Here is a 17,689-nt window from a genome sequence, read left to right as displayed (position 1 = left end):
TCGGCGAAGAAAAACTCGCCACGGTGAAAATGAATAAGACGAGGAAAGAAATGGCCAGGACGACCCTCTTCGACTGCGGCGAGGACCAGTACTACCTTCCCGACCTCAAGACACGGCTTCCCCTGCGGCAGCACTCAGGCGTTGCGCGCACCCTGGGCGAGACGAGGGCCTGGATCAAAGGGTTCCCGGAAATCCGGAATTGGGCCCCTTTCTGCGCGCCGCGAGGGGATATCGACTTGTGGCTGGCGCAGGGCTTCGCAGATGTGTGGATTTCTCACCAATTCACGTGCGGAAACGTAGATACATTCAGAATCATCTGTGACCTGGGCGCCTGGATGGTGATGACCGACGATGTTCACAGTGCGCCAGGGCCGTTCCGGGACGCCGATGAGGCCACGCGTAATCGGGCATTGGACCGGGCCATTGAAATCCTGAACGGAGACGGGCAGGAGTTCGACAGGAACCAGCCATCGTCCGACACAGCCGATGCGCTTGTCCTGGGACGCTGCCTGTCAGACGTCTGGTACCGCCTGTGCCGTTCGGCACCGCCCTCGATCCGCGCGCGCATCGCCCGTGCACTGCAAGGGACCATGGAATCGTGGAAGGCCGAGGCGTCTGACAGGGGCAGCGGCAGATGTCTGACTCTGGATGAGTTTCTCGAGCGCAGGGATGTCTACGTAGGGATCGACGTCGACTTCCCCGTCCTTGAATTCATGCTGGGAATAGATCTCCACAGTGAACTCGAAGCTCACGCCGATGCCTTCTCCAAAATATGGCGAATCCTTCGCCGATATACCTCCCTCGTGAATGACTTGTACTCCTTCCGGAAGGAGTACATGGCAGGCAAGGATCTCACCAACTCCATCGCGGCACAGTGCAACATGGAGCGTGTACGGATCAGTGACGCGGTCCGCAAGGTAGTGGGTCTGGCGGAATCGGCAGAAGAAGAGTTCATCGCCTGCCGCGAACAGTTCATCGCAACACATCCGGAGCTCACGAGTGGCCTGCTGCGCTACCTGGAGTGCCTGGGAGACATCGCGTCCGGAACCGCTTTCTATACGCGATGCTCCCCGCGATACCACGGCGTTGACCACGACTGGTCAGAGATCGGTGGTGGCCTGGTCACCATTGACACGGAACGCACGATCATCCATCCGCGGGCGGAAGACGCCACCCGATGAACACCGAGCATGTACTGCGTTACCCGTTCGAGCCACCCCCCGCGCTCGCAATCCCACCCCAGTACGCGTCGCTGCGATCCACGCAGCCTGTGGTCGAGGTGCAGATGCCTTACGGCGGAAGGGGATGGCTGGTCACCCGCTATGAGGACGCGAAACTGGTCTTCTGTGATCCCCGGTTCAGTCGTGCGGCCGCCGCAGGCAAAGACGTACCCCGCATGCGACCGAAGCCTGCCAAAAAGACCTCGATCATGGCTATGGACCCGCCCGAGCACACTCGACTGAGACGACTGATCGCCCCCAGTCTCACCAAGCGACGTACCGAGCAACTCCGCGCGCATACGAAGAAAATCGCTCAAGAACTCGTAGCCGCCATGGTGGCCAACGGCCCGCCCTGCGACATCGTCGCAGACTTCGCTGTCCCCCTCCCCATCAACGTCCTGCTGAAACTACTCGGTGTCACCACCGAAGACACCCGCCGCCTGGTAGCCGCTGCCGACGTGGTGATGTCCAGCACCTCCCATACAGCCGAGGACGTAACCCGGGCGCGTCAGGACCTGGCTCAAGTCATCAATCAGCACATCGCCGCCCGCCGCGAAAATCCGACCGACGATCTCCTGGGCACGCTCGTCAGCGCGCACGAAGCCGGCGAGCGACTCACCGACGCCGAGCTACTCGACATCACAACGGCCCTCCTGGTCGTGGGCTGGGAGACGACGACGTGCCAGATCGCCAACTTCGTCTACCTCCTCATTACCTACCCCGAGCACATGCACTGGCTCTTGGTACACCCAGAAGCCATCCCGAAAGCGGTCGAAGAACTACTGCGATACACCCCCCTCAATAACGGAGCCGAATTCGCCCGCGTCGCCACGGAAGACGTCTCGCTGGGCGGCGTGCTCATCCGCAAGGGCGACGCCGTGCTGGTCTCCATTCCGTCGGCCAACCGCGACGAAGCGGTTTTCGCCGCCCCGGAGACCCTCAAGCTCACGAGGCCAGACAACCACCATCTCGCGTTTGGCCACGGGCCACACCATTGCGTCGGTGCCAACCTGGCACGCATGGAAATCCAAGTCGCTCTCAAAACGCTCATCGAGGGCATACCGGGCCTCCAAAAGGCAGTCCCGGATCAAGAAGTGACCTGGCGCTCCGGATCGATCCTACGCGCCCCCACCTCACTACCCGTCACCTGGTAACACCACGCCCACTCTCAAGGAGCCCATGTAGCACGCTGTGGCGTCATCTCCCCTATCCCATGCTGCCATGACGGAGTGAACAACCGATGCTGCAACACCCACCCGACAGGCCTCCACAATCCGAGCACAGAAACCTTTTTCCTGCCGGGTTCCCCCAGGGCCTCACACAACTCCGTGACCTCCACCAGTTGCTGTCCGAAATACGCAGCACAGGCGCTGTGAACCGAATCTCCGACAGCACCTGGTTTGTAGCCCGGTATCGAGAAACCGTACAGGCCCTCACAGACACTCGGCTCAGCAGCGACCCCTCCAAGGACAGGTGCCCAGCCGACCCCGACCTACAGCAGCACATTTCGCGCGTCGCGTTCTCCCAGAGTCTGTTCACAACGGATCCGCCCAAGCACACTCGCCTGCGCAAGAGCATCGCCCGCTACTTGACCCACCACCAGGCCGAACTCATGCGCCCGTTCATCGACCACACAACGCGCTCACTGATCAGCACCGTCACGAAGCGCGGGGTGGTCGATGCCGTAGCGGAGATCGCGGAACCGATCTCCGCCTTGACTATCGGCAAACTTCTCGGCGTGCCCAAGGCCGATCTAGACAAGATCGTGCGTTGGTCCCATGACCTCATGACCGAGCAACTGGACGATAACGCGCGCTGCGTCAGCGCCAATGGCCATAAAGCGCTGCGCGAATACACCGCCTGGCTCCTGCAGAACCCCGAACAAGCAACGACCGACGGACTAATCGGCAAACTCCTGGCCGCCGATACCAACCGACTACACGCGACCGAGATCCTGACCATGGTGATGCTGCTTCTTGTTGCAGGCCTTGATACCAGCATCAGCCTGATCTCCAGCACCCTCCTGCATCTTCTGTGTCACGCAGACCGCCGCCGACTCCTCTACCGATCTCCGGGCACGATACCCAAAGCGATAGAGGAAATACTGCGCTACGAGGGCCCGGCCCTGGCCCCCGTCCACCGTGTGGCAACCGAAGAACTCACCTTGGGAGACAACACCATCAAAGAGGGCGATCACGTCTTTCTGTGCCTGGCCAGCGCCAACCGGGACGAGCGACGCTTCACACAACCCGACACTGTCCTTATAGACAGACACCCCAACCACCACCTCGGGTTCGGCCATGGAATCCACCGGTGTCCCGGCGCCCCGCTCGCCACATTGTTGACACAGACCGTCGTGACTGCGCTGCTACACGCACCGATCAACATCGAACTTGCAGTCCACCCCCGCGAGTTGCAATGGCGTCAGGGGAAAGTGCGCTGCCTCAGGAGCCTCCCGGTGCGCTTCAAGAGCGCGACCCACAGCGGGTAGCGGACTCCGTCCGTAACTGCCTGCTGCCGTACCGATCTTGGGACAATTTGCAGAAACTGATGCCACACCCCTCGGCCTGGCGAACCTGACGATCCTCGTCCTCGGCGCGCTCGGATAACCGAAGCCACCGCAGCTCAAGCCACCCCCATCCTATTCAACGGAACCGTCCGGACCAGCAAAGCTACCGCTACATAACGGCGAAACTTCAGGAAATACGGAAGGTGAACTTCCGGCGACCGCTGGAGAAAAATCGTGCATTCGGATTTCAGAGGTCCTGATCCGCTCTCAACGGGGACGGCGAGTTTCGGCGCGGAGGCCGTGAGCCGCAACCTGGACATTCTCACCGAGCGTGAGCAAGCGGTACTGCGGGCCGCGACGGTGCTGGTGGCCGGCTGCGGCAGCGTGGGTGGTGCCGTGGTCGAGCCGCTGGCGCGAATGGGCGTCACCCGTTTCCGGCTCGCCGACCCGGACAGCTTCGATGTGTCGAACCTCAACCGGCAGGCGTGCGTGGTCGCTGATGTCGGCCTGCCGAAACCCGAGGTGCTCGCCCGCCGGGTAGTCGCGATCAGTCCCACCGCCGAGGTGCGCACCTACCCGGACGGTCTCACCCTGGAAAACCTCGACGAGGCGCTCGACGGCGCGCATGTCGCCTTCGACGCGATCGATCCCGCGATGTCCGCGTGGGTCAAGTACCAGCTGCACGAACGCGCCGCCCGACGCGGCATTCCCGTCGTCGCCGGAGTCGACTGGGGCGGAAAACCTGCAGTGTTCGTCTTCGACTACCGCCGCAACCCGCTGCCGTTCCACGGGAAGGCGACCGCGGAAGCGCACCGGGACAACCGTCTGTGGGACTCCGTGCGCTGGTTCGGCAGGACGCACTTCCCCAGCGACTATCTCCCGGTCATGTCCGACCGGCTGGCCAACGGCGGTACCTGGCCGCAGATTTCCTACTGCGTGATGGGTCTCGGTGCGCTCGGCAGCAGGGTTGTGCTCAACTTGCTGATGAACCGACGGGTGAAGCCCGTCGTGACGGTGGACCTCCATGCTGCGGCCATGCCGAGAGCCGCGGCGTTGGCACACCGGGTGCGCATGCCGCTGGAACTCGCCCGAACTCTGTGGACCATCCGCCAGGTGACGCGAAAAGGCGGTTCTCGACCCGTGCGGAGCGGGCAACGGGAGCGCGAACTGCCCCCGGAACTCGCCGCAGTGCTGGACGGCGCCCGTCTCGCTCCCTCCACGTACAACTCCCAGCCGTGGCGTTTCGAAATCGTCGACCACCACACCGTCCGGCTCGCGCGCAACGGGGAACGCTGGCCGGCAGTGCATCCGGACGAGCTGGGCTGGGCCGAGAACCTCGGATGCGCGCTGGGAGCTCTTTCTTATCTCTCGCACGGCGAGTGGGAGGCGCACGACGGTGCGCTCACGGACCAGAGCTGGTTCGCAGGCCGATTCCGCCTCGATCGCCTGCGTGATGACGTCTTGACCCGCCAGGGTGTTCTGGGGGCACGTTCGACGCACCGAGACGACATGCTGTCGACCCCGATCGACTGCACGACCCTGAAGCAGGTCGAAAAACTGTGTGCCGACCGGAATGTCGAGCTGGAGACGATGAGCAGCTCGCAAGCTCGAAGCAGGCTCCTCGGCCGGACCGAACGCGATACGTCCACGTTGATCGGCCACGATGACGAACTGTGGGCGTGGGTGCGCAAGCGGGCCGATACCGAGTTCGGCCTCAGTTCGTTCGGCACACCTCACGACCTGCTCGGAATCTCCGGTGTCGCCGGACATCTTGCATCGGCTCTGGCGGGGTCGGCGATACCGGACGTGGTCAGGCGCCGCGTGCTGGCCGGGGTCGTCGAGCATGGACGTGCCCGACAGCTGCGCAATTGCGGCGCGGTACTCGTGCTGCGCGGCCCACGTCAGAGCGTAGCTGACCGCATCAACGCGGGTGAGACGCTGATGCGGCTGTGGCTGGCCCTGGTTGAGCAGGGATACGCGGCTCAACCGTTGCTGGGAGAATTCGGCGGACTCGGGATCCCTTCGACCAAAGACACCTCCGGCGACAATGCCGTGCTGGCGGTCCTGCGTGTCGGCAAGGGAACCAGACCTCCGACCATGAGAGTGGCGCGCTGTCCGCTGGCGACGTCGGTGAAGTGGGTCGAATAGCACACTCCCGCTGAACTCAGGCCCCGGAGTCTTGGTGCTGACACCATGGGTGATCCCGTGCTTGGATGGTTGGCGGGGCAGGCCGGGGGAATACTGCCCCGCCAACCGTGGTCAGCCCGTTGAGCATTCGGGAGGCGGGCTGACCAAGCCTCTACAGGTAGATACGCACTCGGCGACGACGCATCCGCCGCCATTCGCGGTTCTTCCGACGACGACGCAGGAACCTGATCAACACCTCAGCCCCCGCCTTCCCGCTCGTCGAGCTCCTCGAACTCAACCACGGCGGCCGCAATCGTTTCGTTGAGCCGCAACAGGTTTCGCCGAGCCATCGTGTAGATGATCGGAGTCGCACAATCGATGAGCACATCGACCGTGTTGAAATCCGGCCACACCCGCGCCTCGATCCCAGTGCGGTCCACGACCAACAAGCGCTTCGGCTTGCCGGCCAGCAACGCCACACCGTTCAGGAACTCCGCGGGCAACGGCCGGCCAAGCGGATCAGTCATGACAGGCCCTCACGCGGCCACAAATTTGCCGGAGCCTCCATATCCAGCGGCGCCGTGTTCAGCGAGCCAGCAGCGGTGATATCCGTCAAACCAGCGCACCGCCGCGCCTCGTGCACGAACTGCTGGCCAGCGCGAACCAACTGCGCCGCGAACTGCGCAGACCGCAACGCCGATCCCGAGTCCTGTCCGATCGTGACCATCACGCTCGCCGACGGATCATGAATCGCCAACATCGGCGTCCCCGTCGCGTAGATCAGACACTCCGCGTACGTCGCGCTGTCCGGCTGCACCGTGACAAAGATCGGCATCGTCAGCTCACCCTTCCTTCATCACTTTCCAGGCGGCTCTCCCAGTAACGCGCCTGGTCTTCAAATGCCTCAGTAGCCGACTCGACAGCCGCCAGCACCCACCACGGCAGGGGGCAATCAGAGGCGAGACGCCGCCATGCCGATGCAACAGCGCGAGAGGCTGACGCCATCTCCGCCGCAACTTCCTTGCCGACCGTCCGCGAGCGTGCGGCCATGTTCGACGTGGCCCCGTACCTGCCGATAGGCGGTTTCCCAATCGTGGATCGACTTCGGCGACACAACGCCGCCGTCATCCAGGCCCGCCGTCATCGGAGACACGCACCCTTGAATGCCGGCTCGACCACACGCGATGCTCGACCCACTCGCGGTCGAGGTCCCCTGACTCTCCTCATGACCCTTGGCTTCCTTGCTGCTTCAGTCCGCCTCTCTGGCGTGATACCAGAAGATTCGGCCAGGTGATCGTCTCGTCACGACACCGCGAAGGACTCATCTTGAACATCCATGAATCGTCAAGTCTCGTCTTTGTCTCGTCTTGCCGCCGAAGGACGCACCGACGCATGCATCCTTCTCTCGAACAAGCCCTGGGACACGGCAGCTGGAGTTCTCATCGCCCGCGAAGCAGGAACAACCGTCACCGATGCTGCGGGCAGCCCCCACACCTTCAGCGCCGGAGAAACCATCGCCGTCGCACCGGGCATCGCGGACGCACTGCTTCAGCTGATCAGCGACGCTCGCTCGTAACTACCGAATTGCGCTCTACAGGATCAAGGCGCCGCGGTACTGAGCCGGTGCGTGGTGCGGCGGCGCGTCCGTTGTGGACGCGCCCCCGTTTCGCTGCGGTTTCCAGGGTTCTGAAGGAATCCCGCGGGGCAAGCGCTCGGACCCGGCCAGCAGCCAGCGCTCCCGAGCTAGGCGTTGGTTTCCGGCGCCTGCTACCGGGACGCCTCGAGTCCCGTTGGGTTCGGCGCGAGTGAAGGTTCCTCATTGGGAGCCCGAGGGTGGCACCAGGGGCCTGAAGACATCGTGAAGAAGGCATGAACCCAGGTTGGGCATGCTGGTGTCTCGGAAGCGAAGCCGATGTTTGGAAGTGCGGACATGATGGCAAACGACCACAGCACGGTGCTCGCCACCATGGTCTTCAACCTGGTAGCCCCGGCGGGAGTGATCGCGCCGGTTGGCGTGGAACTGCGGTACGACAGCCGCAATCCGTACGAGATCTGCATGAAGCTCAACGTGGGTAAGTCCGGTCAGGTGGATTGGGTGATCGCCCGCGACCTGCTGGCCGACGGGCTGGTCGCTGAGGCAGGCGAAGGCGATGTGCGAATCGGCCCTCGACTGGACCGTCCGGGGTTGGTCGTGATCGCGTTGAGCGCGCCGTCAGGGCAGGCCACCTTCGAAGTGAATGCTGATCAGCTTGTGGACTTCTTGAACGACACTTACGACGCGGTCGCTCCCGGTGACGAACACCGGTGGATGAATGTCGACGAGGCGCTGAGCCGGCTGCTCCCGCACAACCAGTAGTGGCCCAGTTCTCCGAAGCGCCGCACGTCAGGCGGCCAGCCGCGGGACCTGGCGGCGCCGAACACCTGAAAACCCACCACGCTGCGTCTCCGAGCCGGGAATCCACCCAGCCCGGAGGCGCAGCGCTGCATACGGAGAATTCGTCGCCGTTGACACACGTCGCTGTACCGCTACTAGATCAGGAGAAGCCTCGGCTGGCCACATCGATCACCAGGTTCCGGACGGCGTGCAGGGCCGGGTTGTCGTCGTTCGCCCGCCACGCGGCGACGAGTTCGACCGGCTCGCCCTCGATCCCGATCAGCGGGCGCAGCACGACGCCGTCCAGCCCAAGCGCCTCGGCTGCCCGTGGCACTAGCGCGAGCCCCGACCCAGCTCGTACCAGCGCCAGGATCGTGTGCACCTGGCTGAGGTGGTGCACGTACCTGGGCGCGATCCCGGCGCCCCGGAAGACACCGACCAGTACCTCGTAGAAGTAGCGGGCCTCGGTCGGCGAGTACATGACGAACGGTTCGCCGTCGAGGTCGCGCACATGTGGCACCCGGCCCGGCGCGGCCAGCGGGTGCCCGGACGGGATCGCGGCCAGCAAGGCCTCCTGGTGCAGCGGGCGGTGCTCGAGTCCGGTGCCGGGGACCGGGGGGCGGACCAGGCCCAGGTCCAGTTCCCCAGAGCGCAGCTCCTCCAGCTGTATTCCGGACACCCGCTCGCGTAGCACCAGGTCGACGCCCGGCAGCCGGGTGCAAACGGCGCCGACGACGGCGTCGAGCACCGAGTGCGCCGACGACGCCGTGAAACCCAGTGCCACCGTCCCGATCTCGCCTGCAGTCACTCGGCGCACCGACAGCGCCGCCTGCTCGGACAGTCCGAGGATGCGCCGGGCGTCACTCAGGAATGCCCGTCCGGCCGCGGTGAGCCGGACGGCCCGGCCGGTCCGGTCGAACAGTTCGACGTCCAGCTCGCGCTCCAGCAGCTGGATCCGCCGGGACAGCGGGGGCTGGGTCATCGACAGTCGTTCCGCCGCGCGGCCGTAATGCAGGGTCTCGGCGACAGCGACGAAGCTCTCCAGCTGGCTCAGCGTAAACACGGATTCATTATAGGTATCAGTCAATGCTGAAACAGTGTTGGACGCGCATCGTTTTGGTTCTTACGGTGGATCCCAATCGCCCTAGCGGATGCCCCCAGGAGGAAATGCTGATGCCCGCCTTGACCCCGACCGAGCTCGCCGAGCGCCTCGGCTCCGGGCTGCTTTCGTTCCCGGTCACGCACTTCACCCGGGATCTGGCGTTCGACGAGCCCGCCTACCGGGAGAACATTCTCCGCCTCGGCACGTACGAGGTCGCCGGCCTGTTCGCGGCTGGTGGGACGGGGGAGTTCTTCTCCCTGACCCCGAAGGAAGTCGCCAGCGTCGTCCGGGCGGCCACCGGCAGCGCACCCAAGGGCACCCCGGTCCTCGCCCCAGCGGGGTATGGCACCGCGCAGGCGGTCGAGATGGCCCGCGATGCCGAGGCGGCCGGCGCCGACGGCCTACTGTTGTTCCCGCCCTACCTCACTGAGGCCTCCCCCGACGGCCTCAGCTCTTATGTGCGCGCAGTCTGCGAGTCCACTTCGCTGGGCGTGGTGCTCTATAGCCGGGCGAACGCTGTGTACACATCGGAGACGGTGGCCACGCTTGCTGACGCCTGCCCGAACCTGATCGGTTTCAAGGACGGTGTCGGTGACCTGGAGGCGATCACTCGGATTCACTCGCGTCTCGGTGACCGCTTGGTGTACATCGGCGGGCTGCCGACGGCGGAGACGTTCGCGCTGCCGTACCTGGAGTTGGGTGTCACGACCTACAGCTCGGCGATCTTCAACTTCCTGCCCGAGTTCGCACTGGCCTTCTACAACGCGGTGCGGGCAGGGGACCGAACGAAGGTGCGTCGGCTGCTCGACGACGTCGTGCTGCCCTATACCGCGATTCGTGACCGCAAGGCGGGCTACGCGGTGAGCATCGTCAAGGCCGGCATGAATCTCGTCGGGCGCCCGGCCGGTCCGGTCCGGCCTCCGCTGACTGACTTGGATGACGCCGAGAACGCACTGTTGGTCGACGTCGTCGAAACCTCGCGCACCGCCACCATCTGAGCACCCCGATGAAGCGGAAGGAGACACTCGTGTCCGCTCCCCCACAGACCTGCCCGACCGGCGCCATGGTCATCGGAGCCGAACCCGTCATCGGCACGGGCGAGGAAGTCCGATCCGCCGATCCCCGTACTGGCGCGGCTCTCGGCCCCGCCTACCCGGTGGCGTCGGTCGAGCAGGTCGAGCGGGCTTGTGCGCTGGCAGCGCAGGCGTTTCCGGTGTTTCGGGCGACCACCGCCCAGCGGCGTGCCGAGTTCCTCGAGTGCATCGCCGATCTGCTCGACGAGCGCCGGGAGGCACTGGCCGAGCGCGCTCACCTCGAGACCGCGCTGCCCCGTCCGCGGCTCACCGGCGAAGTTGGTCGCACCAGCGGTCAGCTGCGCCTGTTCGCCGCGGAGCTGCGGGCCGGGACCTGGCAGGGCGTCCGGATCGATCCGGCACGGCCCGGCCGCGCCCCGCTGCCACGCCCCGATATCCGGCAGCGCCGGATCGCGCTCGGCCCGGTCGCGGTGTTCGGCGCGAGCAATTTTCCGATGGCCTTCTCCACCGCTGGGGGCGACACGGCGTCGGCGCTGGCCGCGGGGTGCCCGGTCGTTGTCAAGGCGCATCCGGCACATCTGGGTACCGCGGAGCTGGCGGCACGGGCGATCGCCGACGCAGCGGCCGAGACGGGGATGCCTGAGGGCGTGTTCTCCCAGCTCGTCGGCAGCGGGACCGAAATCGGTGCCCGGCTCGTCAGCGATCCGCGGATTCGTGCCGTGGGCTTCACCGGGTCCCGCAGCGGCGGGCTTGCGATCGCGGCCGCAGCTGCGGCGCGGCCAGTGCCGATCCCGGTGTACGCGGAGATGAGCAGCATCAATCCGGTGCTGCTGCTACCTGCGGCGCTCGGATCCCGCGGCGCCGAGCTGGGCGCCGCGTTCGCCGGATCGCTGACGCTCGGCGCCGGGCAGTTCTGCACCAACCCTGGCTTGGTGCTTGCCGTCGACGGACCGGGCCTCGACGCGTTCACCAGGGCCGCGGCCGACGCCGTAGCCACCAACACCGGAGCCACCATGCTCACCACTGGTATCGCCGACCACTACGCCACCGCCGGTGACGCCCTTACTGCTCGGGACGGGGTCGATGAGCTCGCACGCGGCAGCCGACCCGGCGATGCGGCCGGGGGTTGCGCCAGGCTGCTGACCGTCGCTGGCGCCCGTTTTGTCGCCGATCCGGAGCTGCAGGCCGAGGTTTTCGGTGCGACGTCGCTGCTCGTCCGATGCGCAGACACCACCGAGTTGACCGCAGCCGTATGCGCGCTGGAAGGTCAGCTCACCGCGACCGTGCACACCGATGAGGCCGACTACCCGCTCGCCGCGAAGCTGCTACCGCTCTTGGAGGAGCGGGCCGGTCGCATCCTCTTCAATGGCTGGCCCACCGGAGTCGAGGTGGGACACGCGATGGTGCACGGCGGCCCGTTCCCGGCCACGACAGACCCGCGCAGCACCTCGGTCGGGACGCTCGCGATCGAGCGCTTCCTGCGACCCGTCGCCTATCAGGACGTTCCGGCGGGTCTGTTGCCGGCCGAGGTTCGCGACGACAATCCGGTTGACGCGTGGCGTCGACTCGACGGCGAACCCGGTCGAGACGCGCTCGCCGTCGACAGCGCCGATTGACCAGTGTCGGCCTAGTGCGGCGGGTTACCCCCGGCCCAGATCCGGCCATTCCCGCGACCGCCCGGTCGCAACCCTTCCAATGTCGTGAGGACCTAATGACACCGCGATCGTTCTCGTCGTCACTATCGTCGCGCCGGATCCCGGCTGCGTCGCCTCTCCCCGCCACGGGCTCCCGCTGGCGTCCACACCCGCAGTCGGCAGTCGATGCTCATCCCCTGGCGCTGTCCGCGCACAGCAGGTTCGATGGGAGCCCCCGGCCATGACCACTCCTGAAGTCAGTTCGGACGGCCTGCGCCAGTCCTCGCCCGAAGCACCGCTCGGTGGACAGGCAACACCCCGGCCGAGAAAGCCCAGCCGCGACTCGATCGCGGCCGGTGTGAAGGCAGTCGTGGGGATCGTCGGGCTCTTCGTCGTCTGGCAGCTGCTGGTGATCATCTTCGATCCGCCGGAATTCCTGCTCGTCGGGCCGCTCTCGGCATTCGCCGAGCTGATCGAACGCCCCGGGTACTTCGCGAGCAACACCTTCGTCACGTTGCAGGAGGCGCTTGCCGGGTTTGCGCTCGGCACTGCACTGGGCGTCCTGTGCGGCGCGGCGCTGCACTACTCGACGACCGTGCGCAGTTTCCTCTACCCCGCGCTCATCGCGATCGACACCATCCCCAAGGTTGCGCTCGCACCGCTGTTCATCGTGTGGTTCGGGTTCGGCTTCGAGTCCAAGGCGTTCGTCGCGATGGCCATCGCGTTCTTCCCGCTGGTGATCAACACCTACGACGGCCTGAGCTCGGTACCCCACGAACTGCAGGAGCTGGCGCGGATCAACAAGGCGTCGCAGTGGAAGAAGATGACGAAGATCGAGTTCATCTACGCGATCCCGTCGATCTTCTCCGGAGCGAAGATCTCCATCTCGCTCGCGGTGGGTGGGGCGGTCGTCGGTGAGTTCATCGCCGGCTCGAAGGGGCTGGGATATGTCATCCTCCTCGCCAACAGCCAGGTCGACCTCCCGTCGATGTTCGCGGCCTTCATCGTGCTCGCCGCCATCGCCCTGGCGTTGTTCTTCATCGTCGACTTCGCGGGACGAAAGCTGGTCCCGTGGAAGAACCACGCGAAGTGACCGCGGGGATCGGAGACTCGAATGCGGAACTCCACTCGTAAGATCGCCGCGATCGTCGGGGCGGCGCTGCTCATGGCCCTGTCAGGCTGCACGAGCGAGAGCGGGAAGAACTCGATGACCCTCATGCTCGACGTGGCGTACCTGCCGAAACACGCCCCGTTCATCTCGGCTGTCGAGCGGGGCTTCTTCAAGGCGGAAGGCATCGACCTCACGGTCATGCCGGGGTCGGGTTCGACCAACACGGTCACCTCGGTGGAAACCGGCAAGGTCGACGCCGGCTGGGCGGACTTCGGCGCCACGGTCACCAGCCAGGGCAGGGGCGCCGAAGTCAAGCAGGTCAACCTCCTGCAGGCCAGGTCCGCCTACGCGGTCGTCGCGCTCGCGGGCACCGGAATCAACGGATGGGCCGATCTCCCGGGCAAGACAGTCGCCACCGAGGGCGGGGGCGCGATGACCGCGATGTGGCCGTACGCGATGAGCAAGCTCGGGCTCAAGGAGGGCGATGTCAACGTCGTCCACGCCACGAGCGGATCGAAGATCCCCGGGCTGCTGGCCGGTCAGTGGGACGCCAACCTCGCCCTGTACGTCTCCGACGAGCCCGCCATCGACGCGCTCGACCGACAGGCCGTCGTGCTGAAGTGGTCCGACCTGGGCATCGACCTCTACGGCAACGGGATCGTCGTCTCCGACGAGAAGCTCAGGACCGATCCCGAGCAGGTGCGGCGGTTCAACCGCGCGATGCAGAAGGGCTTCCTGTGGGCGTGCCAGCACCCGGACGAAGCCGCCCAGGACTTCCAGAAAGAGGTCTCGGGCTTCGAGACCAAGACCATCACCCTCGCCATCGGCGAGCAATGCGCCCTCAACTGGGGAACCGGCGCGTCGGCGAACCAGTTCGGTGTCATGGACGACGCCAGCGTCCAGAAAATGATCGACGTCGCCCGCCAGTTCCTCGGCCTGAACCCGGCGAGCAACCTCACGCCCGCCGACGTGTACAGCAACGCCTACCTCGAACCGTTGCACCGCAACGAGACCATCCAGGCGCCGTGACGGCCGGACGGAGAGTCACAATGAACAACGAGTACGCCATCTCGGTCAACAACGTGGGAAAGACCTACCGATCCCGGGACGGCCAGCACAACACAGTGCTCAAGGGGCTGGACTTCCACGTGAAGCCGGGACAGTTCGTCTCGATCGTCGGCCAGTCGGGAAGCGGGAAAACCACGCTGCTCAAGACGATCTCCGGCCTGCAGGAGCCCACCGAGGGCGAAATCCTGGTCAAGGGACGGCCGATCCGCGACGGGATCGAGGACATCGCGATGGTGTTCCAAAGCCCCGTGCTCCTGCCGTGGCGCAACAACATCGACAACGTGCTCCTGCCCCTGGAGTTCCGCGGCACCCGCACCGACGAGTCGCGCCGCTACGCCCAGGAACTGCTCGAAATGGTCGGGCTGGGCGGCAAAGCCCAGCACTACTCATACGAGCTCAGCGGCGGGATGCAGCAACGGGTGGCCATCTGCCGCGCGCTGGTCTCCCACCCCGAACTGCTGCTCATGGACGAGCCCTTCGGTGCGCTCGACGCTATGACCCGCGACTCGATGAACTTCGAGATCCAGCGCATCTGGCAGACCACCGGGTGCAGCGTCCTGTTCGTCACGCACAGCATCTCCGAAGCGGTCTGGCTCGGTGACCGGGTGGTCGTCGTAGGCGGCCGCCCCGGCCGAATCGTCGCCGACATCGCGATCGACCTGCCGCGGCCCCGGGGCAAAGAGCACCGGTTCTCCGCAGCTTTCTCCGACTACACAACGGAAATCGAATCCCACATCGGAGTCGTGACCGGAATCAGCTGACCGCCGCCCCGGACTCCGACCGATTCCGACACCGAAATCGACGCCAGAGGAACACCAATGCTGAGCCTCACCGCAGACGCCTCGCAGGTCGAACGAACCTACGGTCTCAATGCACGCAAGAGCCTGCTGTTCTCCGCGATCCGCCTCGACTCCTACCCGCTCGTCGCACCACTGATCGCACAGACCGACAATGGCCAGTACCTGCTCGTGCGCCAACAGGAGCAGGGCAACGCCCTCTCGGCCGGGGTCCCGAAGGACCAGATCAAGTTCTACGCACCCTGGGTCACGATCGACCCCCGAATCGTCGCCGACACCCCCGCCTCGGCGTCGCTGACCAGCCTGGTGCAGGAACTCGCCGACGGCGCTGCGGTGAGCCTCGCGGCCGACGTCGTCTACAGCCACTACCGCACGCTCTCCGGCTCCGTCGAACTCGTCGTCTCCGACCAGGACCCCACCCCGGTCACCGCATACGAACTCGACCTCGAGGAAGTCCTGACGAGGTTCGCGGCCTGGCGCGAGACGGGCGTCCACACCGCGCGGCGGCTGATCGAGGACGTCGCACACCTTTCAGGCCTGGCGGAGGAGTTCACCGCCGGCGAGGACAGCCGGTTCTCGGCGCTGAAGACGCTCGTCGCCGACCGCTCCCTCGGCGCCCTGCTCCTCGCTGCACCGCCCAACTTCACCGAGGCGACCGGGTTCGCGCAGCCGGACGGGACGGTCGGCCTGTGGGTAGCCGACTCGGACAGGCTGCTCGTGCTGGCCCCCGGTGGAGCCTCCGGTGTCTCTGGGTCTCCCGTCGGCCGGTTCCCGTCCATCGGTGCCGCCGTCCAAGCGCTGGCCGGCGGTGTGCGGACCGGTGTCGAGGACGAGTGGATCAGCGTCGGCCTTGCCCGCGAACTCGAGCGCGAGGGAGCGGAACTGGTTCCGGTCTCCACAGACCTCGGCCACTGGCGGGACATCCGCGACCACGAGGACCTCGCCTTCCAGGTCGTCGCCGCCCGGGCGAGTGTGTTCGCCATCGAGGAGGCCCTGGCTTGGGCGGAAGAGGGCCTCAACGCCGGCCGCTCGTTCTCCGAACTCGACATCAACGCCGTGTACCTCGACAAGATCGCCGAATTCCGCACGGTGAACGAGATCCCCTTCGGCATCGAGCCCTACTTCACCAACCTGCACTCGTCCAACCGGATGCTCTTCCCCGGCCCACCCGTCGACTACCCGATCAACGACGAGACGACCTGCATCCAGCTCGACGCCGGGGTGCGCATCGTCGTCGACGGGGTCACCGTCGCCACCTCCGACATGGCCCGCTCGCTGCCCCGCACCGCGGCGGCGAAGGAGGCGTACAGCTTCTTCTTCGACGTGGTGCGCGAGGGCATCATCGGGCAGCTCAAGCCCGGCGTGGTGTGCGAGGACGTGCACGAGGGAACCTTGCGCTACCTGGCGCCCCACCTGGACCGGATGGTCGCGATCGGGATGCTCGGAACGGACGTCGATTTCAACAGCGAATACCGCAAGCGCAACGTCGGCCACCTCATGGGCAAGCAGGAGTCGTTCGCGAACGAACTCCGGCCTGGCTACAAGCACGTCCTTGAAATCGGCTCGTATGGTGCCGCCGAAATCCCGTGGCGCTACGAGAACGCGGCAATCGGCACCGAGGACCTCTGGTACATCGGACGCGACCGGACCTACATCGTGAGCAAACGATGACGCCCGAACAGCCAAATCTGCGTGCGGAGCGGGTCCAACGCGGGGCCAAGAACGCGCGATCCAACCCGCATCGCTTGTCCGGCATATCGAATCGGGATGCAACATGACTGACGTGCAAGAGCGTCTCAAAGCGCTGTCCATCGAGCTCCCTGCGCTCAGTGCGCCCCGCTACGCGTATGAGGCGACCGTACGATGCGGCGATCTCCTTTATGTGTCCGGCCAAATCTCACGGACCGCCTCGGGCGAGATCCTGCAAGGCTGTCTGGGAGACAATGCGACCGTGGCTGACGGAGTGACCGCCGCGAGAACCTCTGCACTCAACCTACTGGCGCGCATACATGACGCAGTCGGCCTCGGCAACGTACAGCAGGTACTGAAGCTCAATGCCTGGGCCACGAGTTCACGAGACTTCTTGGACCAGCCGATCGTGATCGATGGGGCTTCGCAGCTGTTGCTCGACGTTCTGGGCGACGCGGGTCGCCACGCTCGAACCGCCCTGCCGGCCCACGTGCTACCTCAAGGTGCGCTCGTGGAACTCGACGCCACGATCGCCCTTCGCAGCTAGACCGTAAGAGGTGAGCGTCTCGACGTCTTAGTTGACGAGTGATCGCACAAGAATCAGTGCTGGTCAGCACCCAATACGTTGCTCACCGCGAAAAGTCCGGGTCACCACGTGCGAGCTCAACTGGCACGCCCACATCCAAGAATATTCAACTTGCGCCTTTGAGCAACATTCACGGTCGCGCACGCCCCATCGCCTCGGATGACCTGGTCACGGCTGATGCCGCTGCTTAGGCTCACCGGCACTGCGTCGAATCTCCCCTTTTTTCGACGTCACTTCCGTCTCGGTGCGAATGGAACGCGATGATGATGATTCGAAAGCTGGCCGCGGCCGCCCTGCTCACGCTGGGGTTCGCCGGTGGTATCGCCGCCACCCAGGGTGTGGCGTCCGCAGCCTCGTTCGTCCCGGCCGGGGCCTACCCGTCGTACCACGACTGCGCCAAGGCGGGCGAGGCGGGAAAACCGCAGGGCCGCTGGGTCG

General features: G+C 65.5%; 16 protein-coding genes. 13 read left to right on the top strand and 3 right to left on the bottom strand.

Annotation, left to right across the window (positions count from 1 at the left end; genetic code table 11):
• The first annotated feature begins 50 nt into the window (after window positions 1–50).
• The 4 genes from BLW84_RS42910 (at window position 51) to BLW84_RS42895 (ending at window position 5,877) form a co-directional block, all read left to right on the top strand.
• Window positions 51–1,181, top strand: coding sequence for a terpene synthase family protein (locus tag BLW84_RS42910; protein WP_093278041.1), 1,131 nt, complete (start codon window positions 51–53; stop codon window positions 1,179–1,181).
• Window positions 1,178–2,374 carry a cytochrome P450 gene (locus BLW84_RS42905; RefSeq protein WP_093278039.1) on the top strand — a complete coding sequence of 399 codons (1,197 nt, stop codon included), beginning with the start codon at window positions 1,178–1,180 and terminating at the stop codon, window positions 2,372–2,374. Before BLW84_RS42910 ends, BLW84_RS42905 begins: the two co-directional genes overlap by 4 nt.
• A 218-nt stretch (window positions 2,375–2,592) precedes the next feature.
• The gene (locus BLW84_RS42900; RefSeq protein ID WP_218157721.1) at window positions 2,593–3,711 is read left to right on the top strand and encodes a cytochrome P450; all 1,119 of its coding nucleotides are present in this window, start codon (window positions 2,593–2,595) and stop codon (window positions 3,709–3,711) included.
• Window positions 3,712–4,029: 318 nt separating this feature from the next.
• A complete protein-coding gene (locus BLW84_RS42895; RefSeq protein WP_093278035.1) occupies window positions 4,030–5,877 on the top strand; it encodes a ThiF family adenylyltransferase in 1,848 nt (615 codons plus the stop codon).
• A 236-nt stretch (window positions 5,878–6,113) separates the two neighbouring features.
• Here the strand turns inward: BLW84_RS42895 and BLW84_RS42890 are convergent, their stop codons facing one another.
• Entirely contained in the window at window positions 6,114–6,359 is a 246-nt protein-coding gene (locus tag BLW84_RS42890; protein WP_093278033.1) for a hypothetical protein, read from the bottom strand.
• 20 nt (window positions 6,360–6,379) lie between these two features.
• The gene (locus tag BLW84_RS42885) at window positions 6,380–6,691 is read right to left on the bottom strand and encodes a hypothetical protein (RefSeq protein WP_093278031.1); all 312 of its coding nucleotides are present in this window, start codon (window positions 6,689–6,691) and stop codon (window positions 6,380–6,382) included.
• A 501-nt stretch (window positions 6,692–7,192) separates the two neighbouring features.
• Between BLW84_RS42885 and BLW84_RS42880 the strand changes: the two genes are divergently transcribed.
• Both BLW84_RS42880 and BLW84_RS42875 read left to right on the top strand, forming a co-directional pair.
• Entirely contained in the window at window positions 7,193–7,432 is a 240-nt protein-coding gene (locus BLW84_RS42880) for an inositol monophosphatase family protein (RefSeq protein WP_245761785.1), read from the top strand.
• Window positions 7,433–7,786: 354 nt separating this feature from the next.
• Window positions 7,787–8,212, top strand: coding sequence for an SsgA family sporulation/cell division regulator (locus BLW84_RS42875; RefSeq protein WP_093278029.1), 426 nt, complete (start codon window positions 7,787–7,789; stop codon window positions 8,210–8,212).
• A 178-nt stretch (window positions 8,213–8,390) separates the two neighbouring features.
• On the opposite strand, the gene BLW84_RS42870 is transcribed toward BLW84_RS42875, so the two are convergent.
• The gene (locus BLW84_RS42870; RefSeq protein WP_093278027.1) at window positions 8,391–9,293 is read right to left on the bottom strand and encodes a LysR family transcriptional regulator; all 903 of its coding nucleotides are present in this window, start codon (window positions 9,291–9,293) and stop codon (window positions 8,391–8,393) included.
• Window positions 9,294–9,403: 110 nt separating this feature from the next.
• Here BLW84_RS42870 and kdgD point away from each other — a divergent pair, with 110 nt between their 5' ends.
• From kdgD to BLW84_RS42835, 7 genes are all read left to right on the top strand, one after another.
• Window positions 9,404–10,330, top strand: coding sequence for a 5-dehydro-4-deoxyglucarate dehydratase (kdgD, locus tag BLW84_RS42865; protein WP_093278068.1), 927 nt, complete (start codon window positions 9,404–9,406; stop codon window positions 10,328–10,330).
• A 29-nt stretch (window positions 10,331–10,359) separates the two neighbouring features.
• Window positions 10,360–11,982, top strand: a complete 1,623-nt coding sequence (locus BLW84_RS42860) for an aldehyde dehydrogenase (NADP(+)) (RefSeq protein WP_093278066.1) — start codon at window positions 10,360–10,362, stop codon at window positions 11,980–11,982.
• Between the two features lie 259 nt (window positions 11,983–12,241).
• Window positions 12,242–13,093 (top strand): ABC transporter permease, encoded by an 852-nt coding sequence (locus BLW84_RS42855; protein WP_093278025.1) that lies wholly within the window; start codon window positions 12,242–12,244, stop codon window positions 13,091–13,093.
• Window positions 13,094–13,114: 21 nt separating this feature from the next.
• The gene (locus tag BLW84_RS42850; RefSeq protein WP_093278023.1) at window positions 13,115–14,140 is read left to right on the top strand and encodes an ABC transporter substrate-binding protein; all 1,026 of its coding nucleotides are present in this window, start codon (window positions 13,115–13,117) and stop codon (window positions 14,138–14,140) included.
• Between the two features lie 20 nt (window positions 14,141–14,160).
• On the top strand, window positions 14,161–14,940 hold the full coding sequence (locus BLW84_RS42845) for an ABC transporter ATP-binding protein (RefSeq protein WP_093278021.1): 780 nt from the start codon (window positions 14,161–14,163) through the stop codon (window positions 14,938–14,940).
• Window positions 14,941–14,997: 57 nt separating this feature from the next.
• Window positions 14,998–16,647 carry a M24 family metallopeptidase gene (locus tag BLW84_RS42840; RefSeq protein ID WP_093278019.1) on the top strand — a complete coding sequence of 550 codons (1,650 nt, stop codon included), beginning with the start codon at window positions 14,998–15,000 and terminating at the stop codon, window positions 16,645–16,647.
• A 103-nt stretch (window positions 16,648–16,750) separates the two neighbouring features.
• On the top strand, window positions 16,751–17,212 hold the full coding sequence (locus tag BLW84_RS42835) for a RidA family protein (protein WP_093278017.1): 462 nt from the start codon (window positions 16,751–16,753) through the stop codon (window positions 17,210–17,212).
• Window positions 17,213–17,689: the final 477 nt, after the last annotated feature.

Origin of the sequence: Saccharopolyspora shandongensis, from assembly GCF_900106995.1 — a bacterium.
Taxonomy (GTDB): Bacteria; Actinomycetota; Actinomycetes; order Mycobacteriales; family Pseudonocardiaceae; genus Saccharopolyspora; species Saccharopolyspora shandongensis.
Note: the sequence above shows the minus strand (reverse complement) of the source record. Positions and strands in the feature narration are given on the sequence as shown.

Bases quoted from the DNA above. Each gene is read 5' to 3' on its own strand.
- BLW84_RS42855 (WP_093278025.1), top strand. From the start codon at position 12,242: ATGACCACTCCTGAAGTCAGTTCGGACGGCCTGCGCCAGTCCTCGCCC.
- BLW84_RS42840 (WP_093278019.1), top strand. From the start codon at position 14,998: ATGCTGAGCCTCACCGCAGACGCCTCGCAGGTCGAACGAACCTACGGT.
- kdgD (WP_093278068.1), top strand. From the start codon at position 9,404: ATGCCCGCCTTGACCCCGACCGAGCTCGCCGAGCGCCTCGGCTCCGGG.
- BLW84_RS42885 (WP_093278031.1), bottom strand. From the start codon at position 6,691: ATGCCGATCTTTGTCACGGTGCAGCCGGACAGCGCGACGTACGCGGAG.
- BLW84_RS42835 (WP_093278017.1), top strand. From the start codon at position 16,751: ATGACTGACGTGCAAGAGCGTCTCAAAGCGCTGTCCATCGAGCTCCCT.
- BLW84_RS42880 (WP_245761785.1), top strand. From the start codon at position 7,193: ATGAATCGTCAAGTCTCGTCTTTGTCTCGTCTTGCCGCCGAAGGACGC.
- BLW84_RS42910 (WP_093278041.1), top strand. From the start codon at position 51: ATGGCCAGGACGACCCTCTTCGACTGCGGCGAGGACCAGTACTACCTT.
- BLW84_RS42905 (WP_093278039.1), top strand. From the start codon at position 1,178: ATGAACACCGAGCATGTACTGCGTTACCCGTTCGAGCCACCCCCCGCG.
- BLW84_RS42850 (WP_093278023.1), top strand. From the start codon at position 13,115: ATGCGGAACTCCACTCGTAAGATCGCCGCGATCGTCGGGGCGGCGCTG.
- BLW84_RS42875 (WP_093278029.1), top strand. From the start codon at position 7,787: ATGATGGCAAACGACCACAGCACGGTGCTCGCCACCATGGTCTTCAAC.
- BLW84_RS42845 (WP_093278021.1), top strand. From the start codon at position 14,161: ATGAACAACGAGTACGCCATCTCGGTCAACAACGTGGGAAAGACCTAC.